Genomic DNA, 16603 nt, shown 5'->3' on the forward strand with positions numbered 1-16603 from the left:
ACTGCTACTCAATAGGGCTCTAGTCTGAGTATATGAGTCGCAAGGTTACAGACAAAGCTGTCGCTAACCAGCCCACCCGCCACCTGCGGACGATCATCATCGGCAGCGGTTTCGCCGGCCTCGGCCTGGCCATCCGGCTGAGCCAGCAGGGTCGCCAGGATTTCCTGGTCCTGGAACGCGGCGCCGACGTGGGTGGCACCTGGCGTGACAACACCTATCCGGGCGCTGCGTGCGACGTGCCGTCGCACCTGTACTCGTACTCCTTCGCGCTCAACCCGAACTGGTCGCGCTCGTTCTCCCGGCAGGGCGAGATCCAGGCCTACATCCAGGGCGTGGCCAAGAAGTACAACGTGCTCGACAAGCACATCTTCAACTGCGATGTCACCGGTGCACGCTGGAACAACGACACCGCACGCTGGGAGATCACCTCCTCGCAGGGCAACTTCACCGCCGACACCGTGGTCTCCGCGGTGGGCGCGCTGTGCGAACCGAATCTGCCCGACATCAAGGGCATCAACAGCTTCGAGGGCGAGATCTTCCACTCCGCCCGCTGGAACCACGACGCCGACCTCACCGGCAAGCGCGTCGCCGTGATCGGCACCGGCGCCTCCGCGATCCAGATCGTGCCGGCCATCGCGCCGAAGGTCGGCCACCTCGACGTCTACCAGCGCACCGCGCCGTGGCTGCTGCCCCGGCTGGACCGGCCCTACCTGAAGGCCGAACAGCTGGCGTTCAAGTACATCCCCGGCGTACAGCGCCTGTCCCGCGCCGCGATCTACGCCGCGCGTGAGACCCAGGTCGTCGGCCTTGCCAAGTTCCCGGCGCTGATGCAGGGCTTCGAGCTGCTGGCCAAGGCCAAGCTGCGCTACGAGATCCGCGATCCCGAGTTGCGCGCCAAGGTCACCCCGAACTTCCGGATCGGCTGCAAGCGCATGCTGATCTCCAACGACTACTACCCGGCGCTGGATCGCGACAATGTCGACGTGGTCACCGACGGCATCGCCGAGGTGCGGCCGAACTCGATCGTCACCAAGGACGGCACCGAACGCGAGATCGATGCGCTGATCGTGGCCACCGGCTTCCACGTGACCGATTCGCCGACCTACGAGACCATCACCGGCAAGGACGGCCGCACCCTCACCGAGGTCTTCGACGAGATCGGCCAGCAGGGCTACAAGGGTTCCTCGATCGCGAACTTCCCGAATATGTTCTTCCTGCTCGGGCCCAATGTCGGCCTCGGCCACACCTCGATGGTGTACATGATCGAATCGCAGATCAACTACATCGCCGACGCGCTGGCCACCATCGACAAGCAGGATCTGCGTACCGTGGAGGTACGCCGCGATGTGCAGGACCGGTACAACGCCGAGTTGCAGAAGAAGCTGGCCAAGAGCGTCTGGCTCAATGGCGGCTGCTCCAGCTGGTACCTGGACAAGCACGGCAACAACACCACGTTGTGGCCCGACTTCACCTTCGAATTCCGTAGGCTGACCAAGCATTTCGATGTCGAGGCCTACGAGACGACCACCGACGACAACTCCACTCGCCCCGAACTGAAAGTGGTGGCAGCCCAGTGAGCAAGGACGCTTACTTCCGTAACAAGGTATGTGTGATCACCGGTGCCGGTTCCGGTATCGGCCGGGCGCTGGCCATTGATCTGGCCCGGCGCGGCGCCAAGCTGGCGCTGTCGGATATCGACACCGACGGCCTTGCCGAGACCGTGCGCCAGTGCGAACAGCTGGGCGCGCAGGTGAAGTCCGACCGGCTCAATGTGGCCGAGCGTGAAGCGGTGCTGCTCTACGCCGACGCGGTCAAGGAGCACTTCGGCGTCGTGCACCAGATCTACAACAACGCCGGTATCGCCCACCATGGTGATGTGGTCAAGACCGAGTTCAAGGACTTCGACCGGGTCATGGACGTCGACTTCTGGGGCGTCGTCAACGGCACCAAGGCGTTCCTGCCGTACCTGATCGAGTCCGGTGAGGGTCACGTGGTGAACGTGTCCAGCCTCTTCGGCCTCATTTCGGTGCCCGGCCAGAGCGCGTACAACTCGGCCAAGTTCGCCGTGCGCGGTTTCACCGAGGCGCTGCGCCAGGAGATGATCGTGGCCAAGACGCCGGTCGAGGTGACCTGCGTGCACCCCGGCGGCATCAAGACCGCGGTGGCCCGCAATGCCACCTACGCCGAGGGCATCGACGGCAAGAACGCCAGCACGATGTTCGACAAGTACCTGGCCATCCACTCCCCGGAGATGGCGGCCAAGACCATCACCGAGGGTGTGCGCCGCAAGCACGGCCGGGTCCTGATCGGCTGGGAGGCCAAGTTCCTCGACCTGTACGTGCGGGTTCTGGCCTCCGGCTACCAGCGCATCTCGGCCACGGTCGAGCGCCGGTTCCTGCCCTGAGCCCGGTAACGACCGATGCGTGATATCGCCATTCCCCTGCCACTGGCGCGCACGATCCTGAGCCCGGTGTACCGGGCCACGCTCAACGATCGGCTGCCGTGGAAGATGCAGCGCCTCCTGCTGGACGCCGGCTCGCGCTTGCAGCCGGCGCCGCCGGGGACCCGGATCGAACGGATTCGGCTGGCCGGCCGGCCCGCGGACCGATTCACCGCGGCCACCCCCGGCGACGGCGCCGTGCTCTACCTGCACGGCGGCGGCTACGCGGTCGGCTCGCTGGCCACCCACCGGTCGTTGACGGCCCGGCTGGCACACGAAACCGATTGCGCGGTCTATTCGCTGGACTACCGGCTCGCGCCGGAGCATCCGTTCCCCGCCGGACTCGACGACGCCGAGGCCGCGTTCCTGGAACTCGTCGATGCGCACGGCTACTCCCCCGACCAGATCGCCATTTCCGGCGATTCGGCCGGCGGCGGCCTTGCCATGGCCACCGCGCAGCGGCTGATCGCCCGGCACGGCTACACCCCGGCCGCGCTCGGCCTGATCGCACCGTGGACCGATCCGAACGAAATCCCGGACCGGCACCGCGATCTGGTGATCAGCAAGCCGTGGTCGCGCGCATGCGCCGCGGCCTACCTGGGCGGCGGCGACAACAACGATCCGGGTTACGCACCGCTGCTCGGTGAGCTGCGCGGGCTGCCGCCGACCTACGTCCAGGTCGACGTCAGCGAGCTGCTGCATACCCAGTGCGTGCGGTTGGCGGCGGCGCTGCGGGAAGCCGGGGTCGCCGTCACCTTCACCGAGAGCCGCGGCCTCTGGCATGTGGCGCAGTTGCAGGCCGCGTTGGTCGGTCCCGCCTCGGCGGTGCTGCGCGAGATGGCGGAGTTCTTGGCCGAAGCCATACGCCCGGCGCATATCCGCGATCTAGGATGATCCCGCTCAGGTCCGTATCCGCTCGTCAATGAGCGGGTACGGACCTATTTGCGGTGGTCGACGTCACGGCCGCGGTGCAGGTGCCGTAGATTACTGATGAGTTAACCCACGTGGAAGGGCCATGATGCGAGAGTTCGAAGCCCCGGCTTCCTACACCATCCCGGAAGACGCCAATAATTCCGACAACGTGTTCCGCCATGCCGAACAGTCGCCGAACGCCGTGCTGTTCCAGGTGCCGAACGGCAGCGGCGGCCTGCGGGATGTGACCGCGACGGAATTCGCGAAGACGGTGACCGGGGTGGCCAAGGGCATCATCGCCTCCGGCATCGGGCTCGGTGACCGCGTCGCCATCATGTCGGCCACCCGCTACGAGTGGGCCGTGCTCGACTTCGCCATCTGGGCGGCCGGTGGATGCACCGTGGCGATCTACGACAGCTCGGCCGCCGAGCAGGCCAAGTGGATCCTGCAGGATTCGGCCACCAAGCTGCTGGTCGTCGAGAACGACAAGCACCGCGCCACCATCGACGAGATCGAGTCCGGTTCGCTGCCGGAGCTGAAGGAGATCTCCCAGATCGACAAGGGCGCCATCGACGAGCTGATCAGCCGCGGCGCCGAGCTGGACGATCAGGTCGTGCACGAGCGTCGCGCGCAGGTCGGCGCGTCCTCGCCGGCCACCCTGATCTACACCTCGGGCACCACCGGCCGCCCCAAGGGCGTCATGCTCACCCACGCGAACCTGTGGGCGGAATCGAAGTCCGACCGCATCGCGCTCGGCAAGTTCATCGTCGCGGGCAAGAAGACCCTGCTCTTCCTGCCGCTGGCGCACGTCTTCGCCCGCGCCGTGGCGCTGGCCGCCTTCGACGCCAAGGTGATCGTCGCGCACACCTCGGACTGGACCACCCTGGTCGACCAGTTCGCCGCCTTCAAGCCGCACTTCATCCTCTCGGTGCCGCGCGTGTTCGAGAAGGTGTTCAACAGCGCCAAGCAGAAGGCGCACGACGGCGGGAAGGGCAAGATCTTCGATCTGGCCGCCGAGACCGCCATCGCCTACAGCGAGGGCCTCGACAAGGGTGGCCCCGACCTGGTCATCAAGGTCAAGCACTTCGTCTTCGACAAGCTGGTCTACAGCAAGCTGCGCGCCGCCCTCGGCGGTCAGTGTGAGGCCGCGGTCTCCGGCGGCGGCCCGCTGGGCGCGCGCCTTGGCCACTTCTTCCGCGGCGTCGGCGTCACCATCTACGAGGGCTACGGCCTGACCGAGACCACCGCCGCCATCACGGTGAACACCCCCGAGCACATCCGGGTCGGCTCGGTCGGCCGCCCGATCGAGGGTCATGCGGCCAAGATCGCCGAGGACGGCGAGCTGCTGCTCAAGGGTTCGGTCGTGTTCGACGGCTACTGGGGCAATGCCGAAGCCACCGAGGATGCCTTCGAGGACGGCTGGTTCAAGACCGGCGATCTCGGCGCCATCGACGCCGACGGCTTCGTCACCATCACCGGCCGCAAGAAGGAAATCATCGTCACCGCGGGCGGCAAGAACGTCTCCCCCGCGCTGCTCGAGGATTCGCTGCGGGCGCATCCGCTGATCAGCCAGGTGATGGTGGTCGGTGACGGCCAGCCGTTCGTCGGCGCGCTGATCACCCTCGATCCCGAGGCGCTGCCGGGCTGGAAGGAGCGCAACGGCGTATCCGCCGACACTCCGATGGAGACGCTGGTGCAGAACCCGGCGCTGGTCGCCGAGATCGACGCGGCGGTCGCCGAGACCAACAAGAAGGTCTCCAAGGCCGAGCAGATCAAGAAGACCCGCATCCTGACCGTCGACTGGACCCAGGAGACCGGCGAGCTCACCCCGAAGATGTCGCTCAAGCGCGCTGTGGTGATGAAGCAGTACGCCTCCGAGGTCGAGAAGATCTACAGCTGATCTCTTCCTGGCAGATAAAGGCGCCGGCAGCTTCCGCTGCCGGCGCCTTTGTCGTTCGCGCTGGTGAACCGATTCAGGGAGTGAGGGATTCGGCCTTGGCCCGCTCGGTGGGCGGCTTCGGCGGGGCGCTCACCCCCGGGCGCAGGAACAGCACCGAGGCCAGCACGCCGATCAGCAGGATCGCGGCGGGCAGATACGTCGAATCCGCCAGGGCCGAGCTGAACGCCTCCTTGACCGGTTCCGGGATCGGGCCGGCGGTGCCTTCGCCCGCAGGTGCCTCACCCAGCCCGTTGGCCGACATGCGCGCGGCGATCAGGGCGCTGATCGCGGCGCTGCCGAGCACCGCGCCCACCTGGCGGGTGGTGTTGTAGATGCCCGCGCCCGCACCGGCCTTCTGAACGGGCAGGTTGTGCGTCGCGGTGGTGGCCAGCGGCGCCCAGATGAACGCGTTCGCGAAACCGGCGAGCCCGGCGGCGACCAGGAACCAGATGATGTCCGAATCCGGTGTCATCAACTGCGCGAACCAGGCCACCGAGATCGCGAACAACGTGAAGCCGATGGTCGGCACGACCCGCGGATGCAGCCGCCCCGCGAACTTGCCGACGAACGGCGCCATCACGCCGGTGATGATCGCCATCGGCGCGAACACCAGCGCGGATTCGGTGGGCGACATCTCCCGCACGGCTTGCAGATAGAAGTAGGACGGCACCATCACCGCGGTCGTGGCCGCGCCCATGGCCGCGATCGCCAGGTTGGACAGCCCGAAGTTGCGGTCGCGGAACAGGCTCAACGGCACCAGCGGTTCACCGGTATTGCGCGACTGGTTGACGATGAACAGTGCGAGCACCACCACGCCCGCGCCGATCAGCAGCCAGATCCGCAGCGACCAGTCGTAGGTGTTGCCTTCCTGGATGCCGAACACCAGCAGCGCCATGCCGATACCGCTGAGCAGCACCCCGGGGATGTCGAACTTGTGCGCGTGCGTCTCCAGCGCCGGCACCAGCTTCCAGGCCAGCACGAACGCGACGATGCCGACCGGGACGTTGACGAAGAAGATCCACTCCCAGCCCAGATTGTCGACGAGCACACCGCCGAGAATCGGGCCGACCAGGGTGGCCAGGCCGGCGACGCCGCCCCACAGGCCCATGGCCGCGCCGCGCTTGTCCGGCGGGAAGGTGCGGGTGATGACGGCCATGGTCTGCGGCGTCATCAGCGCCGCGCCCAGACCCTGCACCGCGCGGGCGGCGATCAGCATCTCGATGGTCCCCGACAGCCCGCACCACAGCGAGGCGAGGGTGAACACCGACAGGCCGATCAGATAGATGTTCTTGGGGCCGAACCGATCGCCGAGGCGGCCGGTGATCAACAGCGGCACCGCGTAGGTGAGCAGGTAGGCGCTGGTCACCCAGATGACCTGGGAGATGTCGGCGTGCAGACTGTCGAGGATGGCCGGGTTGGCGACCGCGACGATCGTGACATCCAGCAGGATCATGAAGAACCCGACGACCAGCGCTGAGAGCGCTAACCACGGATTACGTTGAGTGGACATCGGTTTCGTTCCTAACTCGGATGTGAATGACGAGCGACGTCGTTGTCGGTTCGCTGGGAAGGCTCACGAGGCCGCGGGCTCGGCCTCGTCGGCCGCGGGCTCGGGCTGCCAGGGCGGGGCGTCACAGGGCTCGGCACGTCGCCCGGTGGCGGGATCGAATTCCTCCCAGAGCAGTGCGCCGCTGTCGAGTTCGGCCACCAGCTGCTCGACCCATTCGATCTCGGCGCGCACGGTGGCGCGCAGATACGGCAGCACGATCCAGTACCGCCGCGGCACCTGCTTGCGTTCGGCCTTGGCGATCATCGTCTCCAGCTCGGCCGATTCCCCGGCCAGGTGGTCGAGGCGTTCCCGCAGCAGCGCCAGCACCTCGGGTTTGGGCAGGTTGTGCGCCTCACCGAGGGCGACCGGAAACAGCGGATACTCCGGCAGCGGTGTGCGCAGCAGCTCCGCGATCCGGGTGCGCAGGGTCTCGCGCCCGGCGGCGGTGATCCGGTAGGTGGTGCGTTCGGGCCGGTTGCCCGCACGGTCGATCCCCTCGGCCCGCACCATGTCCAGCTCGGCCAGCCGGGTGACCACGTGGTACAGCGAGCCGGGCCGCACCTTGACGAGCTTGTCCTCGCGCCGCATCGCCAGCAGTTGGTACATCTCGTACGGATGCATCGGCCGCTCTTCGAGCAGGGCCAGCACAGCGATGGCCAGCGGGGTCACCGTCGCGCCGGTGCGCTGCCCCATAACGTCCTCTTTTCCGGATCTGTATCCACCACTCACGTTGCCGACGAGCGTCACGACAACCTATCGACGACCTACGACATACTCCGCACCAAATATTCCAGCTGGAATATACGGCGCGGAAGTCACGGCCGGCAAGAGGGGCGAACCGTTAGCGAGGCCACACGACGATGTGCGCTGCTGGGTCCCGCTACCCGGCAGGGTTGCCCGCCACCCCGCCGGAACACACTGCTCAACGGGGGTTTCACCCGTCCTCGGCGATATCGTGCGGTGCATCTGGCGGCGGATAGCGTCACGGAACCGTTGGGGGCACGCGGGGTCGAGTCGCCGCCGCCATCACGTGGCAATCGGGGGTGTGCGCGGCTCCGGGCAGAGCGCGTGTGGGTGTTCCGTCAGAGACCGTGGTCGTCGAGCCAGGTACGGGCCAGCTCGGCGGGGTTCGCCTGCTCGTCGCGTATCGCCGCCACCATGCCGGTCAATCGATCGGTGGTGAGCTCACCGGCGACGTAGTTCAGCTTCTCCCACTCGCGATCGTCCAATGCGCCCTTGCGCACCAGCGCGACCGGGTTCTCCGAGCGCAGCGCGTTGTCGTCGTCGGACAGCACCCGCAGGCCCTCGGTCGCGGGTGGTGCGAGTTCCACGGGACCGGCCAGCAGACCGACCTGGATGCGCCCTTCCGCCAGCGCTTTTCGTAGCTCGGCGGGATCGGCGAAGGTCTGCGTCGACGCGAAGTCGCAGCCGTCGATCCGTAGCGCCGGCGGCGGCGCGGTCAGCAGGCCTGGCACCGGCGCGACGCCGGCGGACGACGACGGGCAATCCGGTAGCAGATCCGCGACGGACTCGGCCGGTGCGGCCGAGTTCACGAGCACACGTGCCCGCAGATCGGCCCCGTCGGCGGCGTCGGTGACGACCAGTCCTTGCGGCAGCGAACGGTTCAGCTCGCGGGTCACCTCCTTGGTGCTCCACGCCGTCACGTTGCCGGCCAGTTCGCCCAGCAGCGCCCCGTTGTGCTCGCCGACCAGCGTCACCGTGCCGGCGTCGAGGGCCGCCATCCGGCCCGCGCGGGTGCCGAGCCCCGATTCGACCACGACGGACGCGCCGGTGCGGGCCAGCGCCTGGGCGTAGATCTCGGCCAGCAGCACCGACTCCGCGCTGTCGCCCGAGCCGACCACCAGTGGTTCGGGCGCGGAATCATCGCCGCAGGACACCGCCACTGTGGCCAGCGCGAGGACCACGATCCGGGCCAGCACCCGCAGCGGCGCGGCAAGCACCATCGGCGCGACACCAACTTTCCGAAGCCGAGGACTAACCCGCGCCGACCGGGTCGGGCGGGCACTATGGTCAGTGGAGAATGTACCGGTGGCCACCGGGCACCGGGATCGCGCACTGCCGGCCTGCGGAAGGACCCACGTGACACCGACTCCCGCCCCCGACGGCGCCCGGGTGGGGCGCACCGCCGTGCGGCTGACGTTCACCGCCGCCCGTTTCCTGTTCGCGGCCGCAGCACTGGCCGTCGCAATGATCGTGTCGTCGTGCGGCACTTCCGATCCGCTGGCCGGCCAGGGTAGCTGCGAGGGCGACACGCTCATCGTGGGCTCGGCGAACTTCCCCGAGTCCGAGACCCTGGCGAATGTGTATGCGGAAGCGTTGCGGGTCAACGGATTCAGCGTGGATACGAAACTGAATATCGGCAGCCGCGAGGCCTATATCCCGGCGCTGCGCCAGTGCGCCATCTCGCTCATCCCGGAATACACCGGAAACCTGCTGCAATACCTGGAACCCGACAGCACAGCCACCCAGCCCGCCGATATCGACCGCGAACTGACCGCCGCCATCGGCACCGATCTGGCCCTCGGCGCACCGGCGCCCGGCGAGAACTCCGACGCCGTGGTGGTCACCAGGGCGACCGCCGACCGCTGGAATCTGCGCAGCATCGCCGATCTGGCTCCGCATTCGGCCGAGGTGACATTCGGTGCGCCCGCCGAATTCCAGGAGCGTCCGGTCGGGCTGCCCGGCCTGAAAGAGAACTATGGGCTCGACATCAGCCCCGGCAACTTCGTCCCGATCGCCGACGGCGGCGGCCCGGCCACCGTGCGCGCCCTGGTGGACGGCCAGGTCACCGCGGCCAATATCTTCACCACCTCGCCCGCCATCGCGGCCAACGACCTGGTGGTGCTGGAAGATCCGAAGTCGAATTTCCCGGCGCAGAATGTGATTCCGCTGCTGAATGCGGCAAAGCGCACCGACGCGCTGATCGCCGTGTTGAACGCGGTATCGGCCAAGCTCACCACCGCTCAGTTGATCGCGCTCAACGAATCGGTCTCCGGCGATACCAAGACCGAGCCCGCCGCCGCGGCGAAGGAGTGGGTCGCGGCGCAGGGCCTGAACCGGCCGATCGGATAGCCCGGTGTCCGATATCGAGTTCCGCGCCGTCAGCAAGACCTATCCGAACGGCACGCACGCCGTCAGCGATCTCGACCTGCACATTCCGTCGGGCACGTTCACCGTGTTCGTCGGGCCGTCCGGATGTGGCAAGACCACCTCCATGCGGATGATCAATCGGATGATCACCCCCAGCGCGGGCAGCATCACCATCGACGGGCGCGATATCGCGACGGTCGATCCGGTGAAATTGCGGCTCGGGATCGGGTACGTCATCCAGAGCGGCGGGCTGCTGCCGCACCGCACCGTCATCGACAATGTCGCCACCGTCCCGATGCTGCGCGGCGACTCCCGCAGGGCTGCTCGCGCCGCGGCGCTGGAGGTGCTCGATCGCGTCGGGCTCGATCGCGGGCTGGCGTCCCGGTATCCGGCACAGCTGTCGGGTGGGCAGCAGCAGCGTGTCGGTGTCGCGCGGGCCTTGGCCGCGGACCCGCCGATTCTGCTGATGGATGAGCCGTTCAGTGCCGTGGACCCGGTGGTGCGCGCCGACCTGCAGGTCGAAATGCAACGGCTGCAAGCGCAACTGCACAAGACCATCGTGTTCGTCACCCACGACATCGACGAGGCCATCACCCTCGGCGATCGGGTCGCGGTGTTCGGTCGCGGCGGTGTGCTCCAGCAGTACGATCCTCCGCAACGGGTGCTGGCGCAGCCTGCCACCGATTTCGTCGCGGACTTCGTCGGCCGGGATCGCGGCTATCGCGGGCTGTCCTTCCGCCCCGCGGATACCGTAGCGCTGCACGAGATCCGGACAGTGACCGAAGCCGAGATCACCGGACTGCGGCTGGCGGCGGGCGAATGGGTGCTGCTCACCGATGCCGACGGACGTCCCGGCGGCTGGATCGACATCACCGGCGTGGAATCCGTACGCGCCGGAAAGTCACCGGCCGACAGCGTGTCGGCGGGCGGTTCGCTGTTCACGCCGTCCGGCGATCTGCGGCAGGCCCTGGATGCGGCGATCTCCTCACCCTCGGGAATCGGCGTGGCCGTGGACGATTCGGGGGCCGTGCGCGGCGGCATCCTCGCCACCGAGGTGCTGGCCCGACTTGCCGAGCAGCGCGCCGCCGAAGACGCCGCCCGCAGTCGCGCGTTCCTCGACGAGGAGCCGGTGCCGTGAGGCGAGCCCGCCGATGAACTACCTCGTCGACAACTTCGGTGAGATCATGGGTTTCACCAGGACCCACCTGTATCTCGCGCTGCTGCCACTGCTGATCGGGCTGGTCATCGCGATCCCGGTCGGCGCGCTGGTGCGGCGGGTGCGATGGTTGCGTCGCGTGACGGTGACCGTGGCGGGGCTGGCGTACACGGTGCCATCGCTGGCGCTGTTCGTGATCATCCCGCCGCTGGTGGGGGTTTCGACGATCGATCCGCTCAATGTCGTCATCGCACTGGCCCTGTATTCGACGTCCCTGCTGGTGATCGCGGTGCCCGCGGCGCTGGATTCGGTGCCGGCCGATGTCGTCGATGCGGCCGAGGCGGTCGGGTTCAGCCCGCTGCGGCGCACGCTGACCGTCGAGATGCCGCTGGCCGTCCCGGTGTTCCTGTCCAGCCTGCGGGTCGTGGTGGTCACCAATATCGCGATGGTGTCGGTGGGGGCGCTGATCGGGGCCGGTGGTCTCGGCAAGCTGTTCACCCAGGGCTACCAGCGTGACTATCCGGACGAGATCGTCGCGGGCATCATCGTGACGCTGGCGCTCGCGCTGATCTTCGACCGCCTGGTGTACGCGCTCGGCCGCTTGGCCACCCCATGGCTGCGCGCGGACTCCCGGCGCGCACACCGGAAAGGCGCTGCGGCATGAACCTTTTCCTGGACGCCTGGGCCTACTTCACCGATGGCGCGAACTGGGGCGGGCCCACCGGCATCGAACGTCGTCTGGCCGAACATCTCTGGTACAGCTTCCTCGCGGTGGCGTTGTCGGCGGTGATCGCGGTGCCGGTGGGGCTGGTCATCGGGCACACCCGGCGGGGTTCGGCAGTGGTGGTCGGGTTCGCCAATGCCATGCGCGCGCTGCCGACGCTCGGCCTGCTCACCTTCATGGTGCTGCTGCTCGGCCTCGGCCTGATCCCGCCGTTGCTCGCGCTGATCACCGTCGGGATCCCGCCGCTGCTGGCCGGCGCTTATGCCGGGGTCGCCAACGTCGCCGACGACGTGGTGGACGCCTCCCGCGCCATGGGGATGACCGAACGACAGATCCTGCTGCGCGTGGAAGTCCCGAATGCTCTCCCGATCCTGCTGACCGGTCTGCGCGGGGCAACGCTGCAGGTGGTCGCGACCGCCACCATCGCCGCCTACGTCAATCTCGGCGGGCTCGGACGCTACATCTTCGACGGCATCGGCCTCTACCGCTACGACCGCGTGCTGGTGGGCGCGGTGCTGGTCGCGCTGCTGGCCATGGTCCTCGACGGGCTGCTGGCCTTCGCGACCTGGGCCACCATGCCCGGCACCCACCGCTTACGGCGCGGCGACGAACTCCGCACGCCGTGAAGCGGGCGGTTCTCACAACCAGTGGTTGCGGTGGAACACCACATACAAGCTGCCGCACACGGACAGGATCAGCACCCACACCGCCGGATAACCCCAGACCGTCTTCAATTCCGGCATGTGCTCGAAATTCATGCCGTAGATACCGGCGATCATGGTCGGCACCGCCGCGATCGCGACCCACGCGGAAATCTTGCGCATATCGGTGTTCTGCTGCACCGCGATCTTGGCCAGCGCCGCATTGATCAGCGAACCGAGCGATTCGTCGAAATCGACGATGCGGTCGGCGACGGTGGTGTGATGGTCGGCGACATCGCGGAAATACCGCCGGATCTCCTTCGGCAGTGGTAGATCGGTGTTCTGGCTGAGGATCTGCAACGGAATACCGAGCGGGTTGACCGCCCGCCGCAGTTCCACCACCTCACGTTTGAGCTGGTAGATGGATTCCACGCCGACCCGGCTGCGCGGAGTGAAGACCTCTTCCTCCATCTCGTCGATATCGTCCTCGATGGATTGCACCACCTCGAGATAGTTGTCGACGACGTAATCGGCGATGGCGTGCAGAACCGCGCCGGGCCCCAACCGCAGCCGCTCGGGATCGGCCTCCAGGCCCCGACGCAGCGCGGCCAGCCCGGAATGCTCGCCGTGGCGCACCGCGACAACGAAATCGGGTCCGGTGAAGATCATCAGCTCACCGGTCTCGACGATCTCGCTGACCGAATTCATATCGTGTTCGTGATAGGCGACCGGACGCAGCACCAGCACCAACGTGTCGTCGTAGCGTTCGAGTTTGGGTCGCTGGTGGGCGTGCACCGCGTCCTCGACGGCGAGGGCGTGCAATCCGAAGGTCTGCGCGACATCGGTCATCTGCGCCTCGTCGGGATCGTGCACACCGAGCCAGACGAAACCCTCGCCTCTGTCGCGCACCTCCCGCAACGCCGCGTCATGGGTGTAATGCCCGGGCAGCCGCACACCGTCGACGTACACGGCGCAGTCCACGATCGCCCGTGCCGTCGGCACCGGGATGCGTGGCAGCGGAGTCGGCGTCTTCGCCGGACCCCGGAAGTACGGCAGCGGCGGAATCGATGGCACCGGTCGATGCTACGTCCGCGGCGGGCCGGGCACGGCGCACCGGCCGGACATGGGCACAGCCCGCCGATCGCGCACTGACACACTGGAGGGCGTGCGCATCGACCTGCATACCCATTCGACCGCGTCCGACGGCACCGACACCCCGGCCGAGCTGGTGCGGAACGCGGCGGCGGCCGGCCTCGACGTCGTCGCGATCACCGATCACGATACGACCGCGGGCTGGGCCGAGGCCGTGGCCGCACGGCCCGACGGCCTGACCCTGATCCGTGGCATGGAGATGTCGTGCGTCGGTCTCGGTGAGGACGGCTGGCCCGTGCCGGTCCACCTGCTCGCCTACCTGTTCGACCCGTCCGACCGGGGTTTCGCCGATGAGCGTGAGCGGCTGCGGGCCGAGCGGGTCGAGCGGCTGCGCGCGATGGCCGAGCGGATGGCCGCCGACGGGCTGCCCGTCGACCCCGACGAGGTGCTGGCCTCGGCCGGCCCCTCGGCGGGACGGCCGCATCTGGCCAGGGCGCTGGTCGCCGCCGGCGTCGTGCCCACCGTCGATGCCGCCTTCGCCGATCTGCTGGCACCGCACGGGCGCTACTACGCCGAAAAGGCCGACACACCGCTGCGCCGGGCGGTGGAGATGATCGCCGCCGCCGGCGGGGTCAGCGTGCTCGCGCACACCCGGGCACGCAAGCGGGGCAGGCTGCTGGCGATCGACGACATCCGCGAACTGGCCGAACTCGGCCTCGGTGGCCTCGAGGTCGATCATCCCGATCACAGCGAGGCCGACCGCGCCCTGCTGACCGAACTGTCCGCCGAACTGGGCCTGCTCACCACCGGTTCGTCGGATTACCACGGCAGCAACAAGACCATCCGGCTCGGTGAGTTCACCACCGATCCCGCTCAGCTCGAGGTTCTGGTCGGGAAGGCGACCGGGGTGCCGGTGATCGGCTCGTGAGACTCGCGCGCGGAATCAGCGGCCTGATCGCCGCGGGCATCTTCGCGCTCGCCGCCGTGGTGGTGGCCGCGGCGATCATCGGTGCGCGACGCGGCTTTCCGGGACCGGGCGGTGAATCGGTGACCTGGCATGTGGTGTCGGCGGCGATCGTCGTTGCGGCGCAGGTGTATTCGGATCGACATAAGGGTTTGGCGGCGTTTTCCGGATCGCTGGTCGTTTTCGCCACGGCCGGTGTGTTGCTGTGGACACAGTGGTGGAGCTGATAGTGCGGAATCGGTTGCGGGCGGGTGAAATGTGGCCGAATATTTGATCTCGTGAGTGAGTGGGAAACCGACGTTCTGATTCTCGGCGGTGGTCCCGCCGGAATCTGGGCGGCCCTCTCCGCCGCCGCCACCGGTGCGCGCGTGATCCTCGCCGACAAGGCGCGCTGTGGCGCCACCGGTCCGAGCGCCATCGGCACCACCTCGCTGTGGAACATCGCGCCGGGCCCGGCCCGCGCCGAAACCGTGCGGCGGGCGCTCGGCCACGGCGGCTGGCTCGGCGATCCGGAGACCATTCACCGGGTGCTCGCCGAAACGCACGAGCGCATCGCCCAACTGGCCGACCGGGGACATCGATTCTCCGGCGGGCAACTCGCGGGACGGATCTGGCTCGATGGCGCCGCGTATCTGCGCCGCCTGCGCCGGGTCGCGCTCGAAGCCGGAGTGCGCGTACTCGATCATCACCCGGCCACCCAGCTCCTGGTGGACAGCGAGGGAATCGTCTCCGGTGCGGCGGGGATGCAGCGGCACAACAAGTTCCGGCCCTGGACGGTCCGCGCGTCGGCGGTGGTGGTCGCCACCGGCGGATGCGCGTTCGGGTCCGGACGCGCGGGCACCGACGTCGACACCGGTGACGGACTGCTGTTCGCCGTCGAGGCCGGGGCCGAGCTGTCGGGAATGGAATTCTCGAGCGCGTACGGTCTCGCACCGGCCACGTCGGTGAGCGCCGCCGATCGCGGGTTGATCTTCGCCGAATTGCACGACGAAACCGGGACCGTCATCGAAGGCCATCGCGGCGCCGCCTTCGCCGCGCTCGCCGAGGGACGCAGGATCTACGGGATCCCGGCGGCACTCTCGCCCGGTCAACGCCGTCGCCTGCGCCGGCACGGCACCGTCGACCCCGAGAAGGGCATCGCCCTGCGCGCGGTTCTCGAAGGCACCGTGCGCGGTACCGGGGGCCTGCATCTCACCGGCCCGGACTGCGCCACCAGCATCCCCGGGCTGTTCGCGGCAGGCGATGTCACCACCCGCGAGGCCGTCACCGGTGCGGTGAGCGGATTCGGCGGCAGCTGGGCACTCGCCTCGGGCACCTGGTCCGGCGCCGGTGCCGCTCGATTCGCCCGCGGGCGGCCGGTGCCGGACCGGCCCGCGCTCGCACCCGCCGGACCGGGAGCCGGCCTGAGTCCCGTCGCCCGGATCGATCCCCGCGCGGTGATCGGCCTGGTACAGGAACACACCCTGCCGTTGCGGCGCAGCTACCGGCGCAGCGCGGGCAGCCTGCGCGACAGCATCGCCGAACTCGACGCCATGTGGCCGGGCGCGCTCTTCGACCTCGGCGGCACCGGCGCCGAGCGGCTGCGCGCCAGGGAAGCCGCGGCCATGCTCGCGGTCGCGCGCTGGACCAAATACAGTGCGCTGGCCAGGACCGAGAGCCGCGGCATCCACCGGCGCACCGACTTCCCCGAGACCGACGCCGGATGGCGGATGCGGTTGCGTTCCGGCGGGCTCGATACCGTCTGGGTGCGCACGACGGCCCGCAACCCGATCGAACCGCCGACCGCACCCCTGCACCCCGATGGGCCGACGCGATCGGTTCGGCCCATCCACCCGCGCCGACGGGTGTCCGGCTTCGATCCGGCCGCACCCGGTTCCAGCTGACGGCGGTCGCCGAGGCGTTCACAGCCCGGCCCGACGGTATTTCTCACCGCGAGACCGGCCGAGACATAGGACAGCTCACGGCATCGGTACCGGCTGAGGCGAGTTTCCGCTTACGTCGGGGTAATTCCGGCGGCTTACCCTCGGATGATGGCGCACGATCACGACCGGACCCACCGGTTTGGCAAGTGGTCG

15 protein-coding genes are annotated in these 16603 nt (G+C 68.3%); 11 read left to right on the forward strand and 4 right to left on the reverse strand.

What is annotated here, in order from left to right; translation table 11 throughout:
* Positions 1 to 32 precede the first annotated feature (32 nt).
* The 4 genes from AC4HOU_RS17415 (at position 33) to AC4HOU_RS17430 (ending at position 5252) form a co-directional block, all read left to right on the forward strand.
* A complete protein-coding gene (locus AC4HOU_RS17415) occupies positions 33 to 1577 on the forward strand; it encodes a flavin-containing monooxygenase (RefSeq protein ID WP_195006770.1) in 1545 nt (514 codons plus the stop codon).
* The gene (locus AC4HOU_RS17420) at positions 1574 to 2404 is read left to right on the forward strand and encodes an SDR family NAD(P)-dependent oxidoreductase (protein WP_163809284.1); all 831 of its coding nucleotides are present in this window, start codon (positions 1574 to 1576) and stop codon (positions 2402 to 2404) included. Before AC4HOU_RS17415 ends, AC4HOU_RS17420 begins: the two co-directional genes overlap by 4 nt.
* 15 nt (positions 2405 to 2419) lie before the next feature.
* The gene (locus tag AC4HOU_RS17425) at positions 2420 to 3334 is read left to right on the forward strand and encodes an alpha/beta hydrolase (protein ID WP_163809282.1); all 915 of its coding nucleotides are present in this window, start codon (positions 2420 to 2422) and stop codon (positions 3332 to 3334) included.
* Between the two features lie 124 nt (positions 3335 to 3458).
* Complete coding sequence (locus AC4HOU_RS17430) at positions 3459 to 5252, forward strand: AMP-dependent synthetase/ligase (protein ID WP_194992617.1); 1794 nt, start codon at positions 3459 to 3461, stop codon at positions 5250 to 5252.
* 73 nt (positions 5253 to 5325) lie between these two features.
* On the opposite strand, the gene AC4HOU_RS17435 is transcribed toward AC4HOU_RS17430, so the two are convergent.
* The 3 genes from AC4HOU_RS17435 to AC4HOU_RS17445 form a co-directional block, all read right to left on the reverse strand.
* On the reverse strand, positions 5326 to 6801 hold the full coding sequence (locus AC4HOU_RS17435; RefSeq protein ID WP_194992616.1) for a DHA2 family efflux MFS transporter permease subunit: 1476 nt from the start codon (positions 6799 to 6801) through the stop codon (positions 5326 to 5328).
* Positions 6802 to 6864: 63 nt separating this feature from the next.
* Positions 6865 to 7533, reverse strand: coding sequence for a helix-turn-helix transcriptional regulator (locus AC4HOU_RS17440; protein WP_195006771.1), 669 nt, complete (start codon positions 7531 to 7533; stop codon positions 6865 to 6867).
* Positions 7534 to 7922: 389 nt separating this feature from the next.
* The gene (locus AC4HOU_RS17445; RefSeq protein WP_195006772.1) at positions 7923 to 8804 is read right to left on the reverse strand and encodes a glycine betaine ABC transporter substrate-binding protein; all 882 of its coding nucleotides are present in this window, start codon (positions 8802 to 8804) and stop codon (positions 7923 to 7925) included.
* Positions 8805 to 9048: 244 nt separating this feature from the next.
* On the opposite strand from AC4HOU_RS17445, the gene AC4HOU_RS17450 reads away from it, so the two are divergent.
* Genes AC4HOU_RS17450 through AC4HOU_RS17465 form a run of 4 tightly spaced genes read left to right on the forward strand, consistent with a single transcriptional unit; the run spans position 9049 to position 12457 of the window.
* On the forward strand, positions 9049 to 9933 hold the full coding sequence (locus tag AC4HOU_RS17450; protein ID WP_194991301.1) for an ABC transporter substrate-binding protein: 885 nt from the start codon (positions 9049 to 9051) through the stop codon (positions 9931 to 9933).
* Between the two features lie 4 nt (positions 9934 to 9937).
* Positions 9938 to 11089 carry an ABC transporter ATP-binding protein gene (locus AC4HOU_RS17455; RefSeq protein WP_194991299.1) on the forward strand — a complete coding sequence of 384 codons (1152 nt, stop codon included), beginning with the start codon at positions 9938 to 9940 and terminating at the stop codon, positions 11087 to 11089.
* 13 nt (positions 11090 to 11102) lie between these two features.
* Positions 11103 to 11771 (forward strand): ABC transporter permease, encoded by a 669-nt coding sequence (locus AC4HOU_RS17460; RefSeq protein ID WP_194991298.1) that lies wholly within the window; start codon positions 11103 to 11105, stop codon positions 11769 to 11771.
* Positions 11768 to 12457, forward strand: coding sequence for an ABC transporter permease (locus tag AC4HOU_RS17465; protein WP_194991297.1), 690 nt, complete (start codon positions 11768 to 11770; stop codon positions 12455 to 12457). The genes AC4HOU_RS17460 and AC4HOU_RS17465 overlap by 4 nt, the downstream gene beginning before the upstream one ends.
* Before the next feature lie 12 nt (positions 12458 to 12469).
* Here the strand turns inward: AC4HOU_RS17465 and AC4HOU_RS17470 are convergent, their stop codons facing one another.
* Entirely contained in the window at positions 12470 to 13546 is a 1077-nt protein-coding gene (locus AC4HOU_RS17470) for a magnesium and cobalt transport protein CorA (protein WP_194991296.1), read from the reverse strand.
* 91 nt (positions 13547 to 13637) lie between these two features.
* Between AC4HOU_RS17470 and AC4HOU_RS17475 the strand changes: the two genes are divergently transcribed.
* Genes AC4HOU_RS17475 through AC4HOU_RS17485 form a run of 3 tightly spaced genes read left to right on the forward strand, consistent with a single transcriptional unit; the run spans position 13638 to position 16411 of the window.
* Positions 13638 to 14492, forward strand: a complete 855-nt coding sequence (locus AC4HOU_RS17475; RefSeq protein ID WP_163809266.1) for a PHP domain-containing protein — start codon at positions 13638 to 13640, stop codon at positions 14490 to 14492.
* A complete protein-coding gene (locus AC4HOU_RS17480; RefSeq protein WP_163809264.1) occupies positions 14489 to 14755 on the forward strand; it encodes a hypothetical protein in 267 nt (88 codons plus the stop codon). Before AC4HOU_RS17475 ends, AC4HOU_RS17480 begins: the two co-directional genes overlap by 4 nt.
* 51 nt (positions 14756 to 14806) lie before the next feature.
* A complete protein-coding gene (locus AC4HOU_RS17485) occupies positions 14807 to 16411 on the forward strand; it encodes an FAD-binding protein (RefSeq protein WP_490724764.1) in 1605 nt (534 codons plus the stop codon).
* The last annotated feature ends 192 nt before the right edge of the window (positions 16412 to 16603 follow it).

It is taken from the genome of Nocardia sp. JCM 38205 (assembly GCF_058222935.1).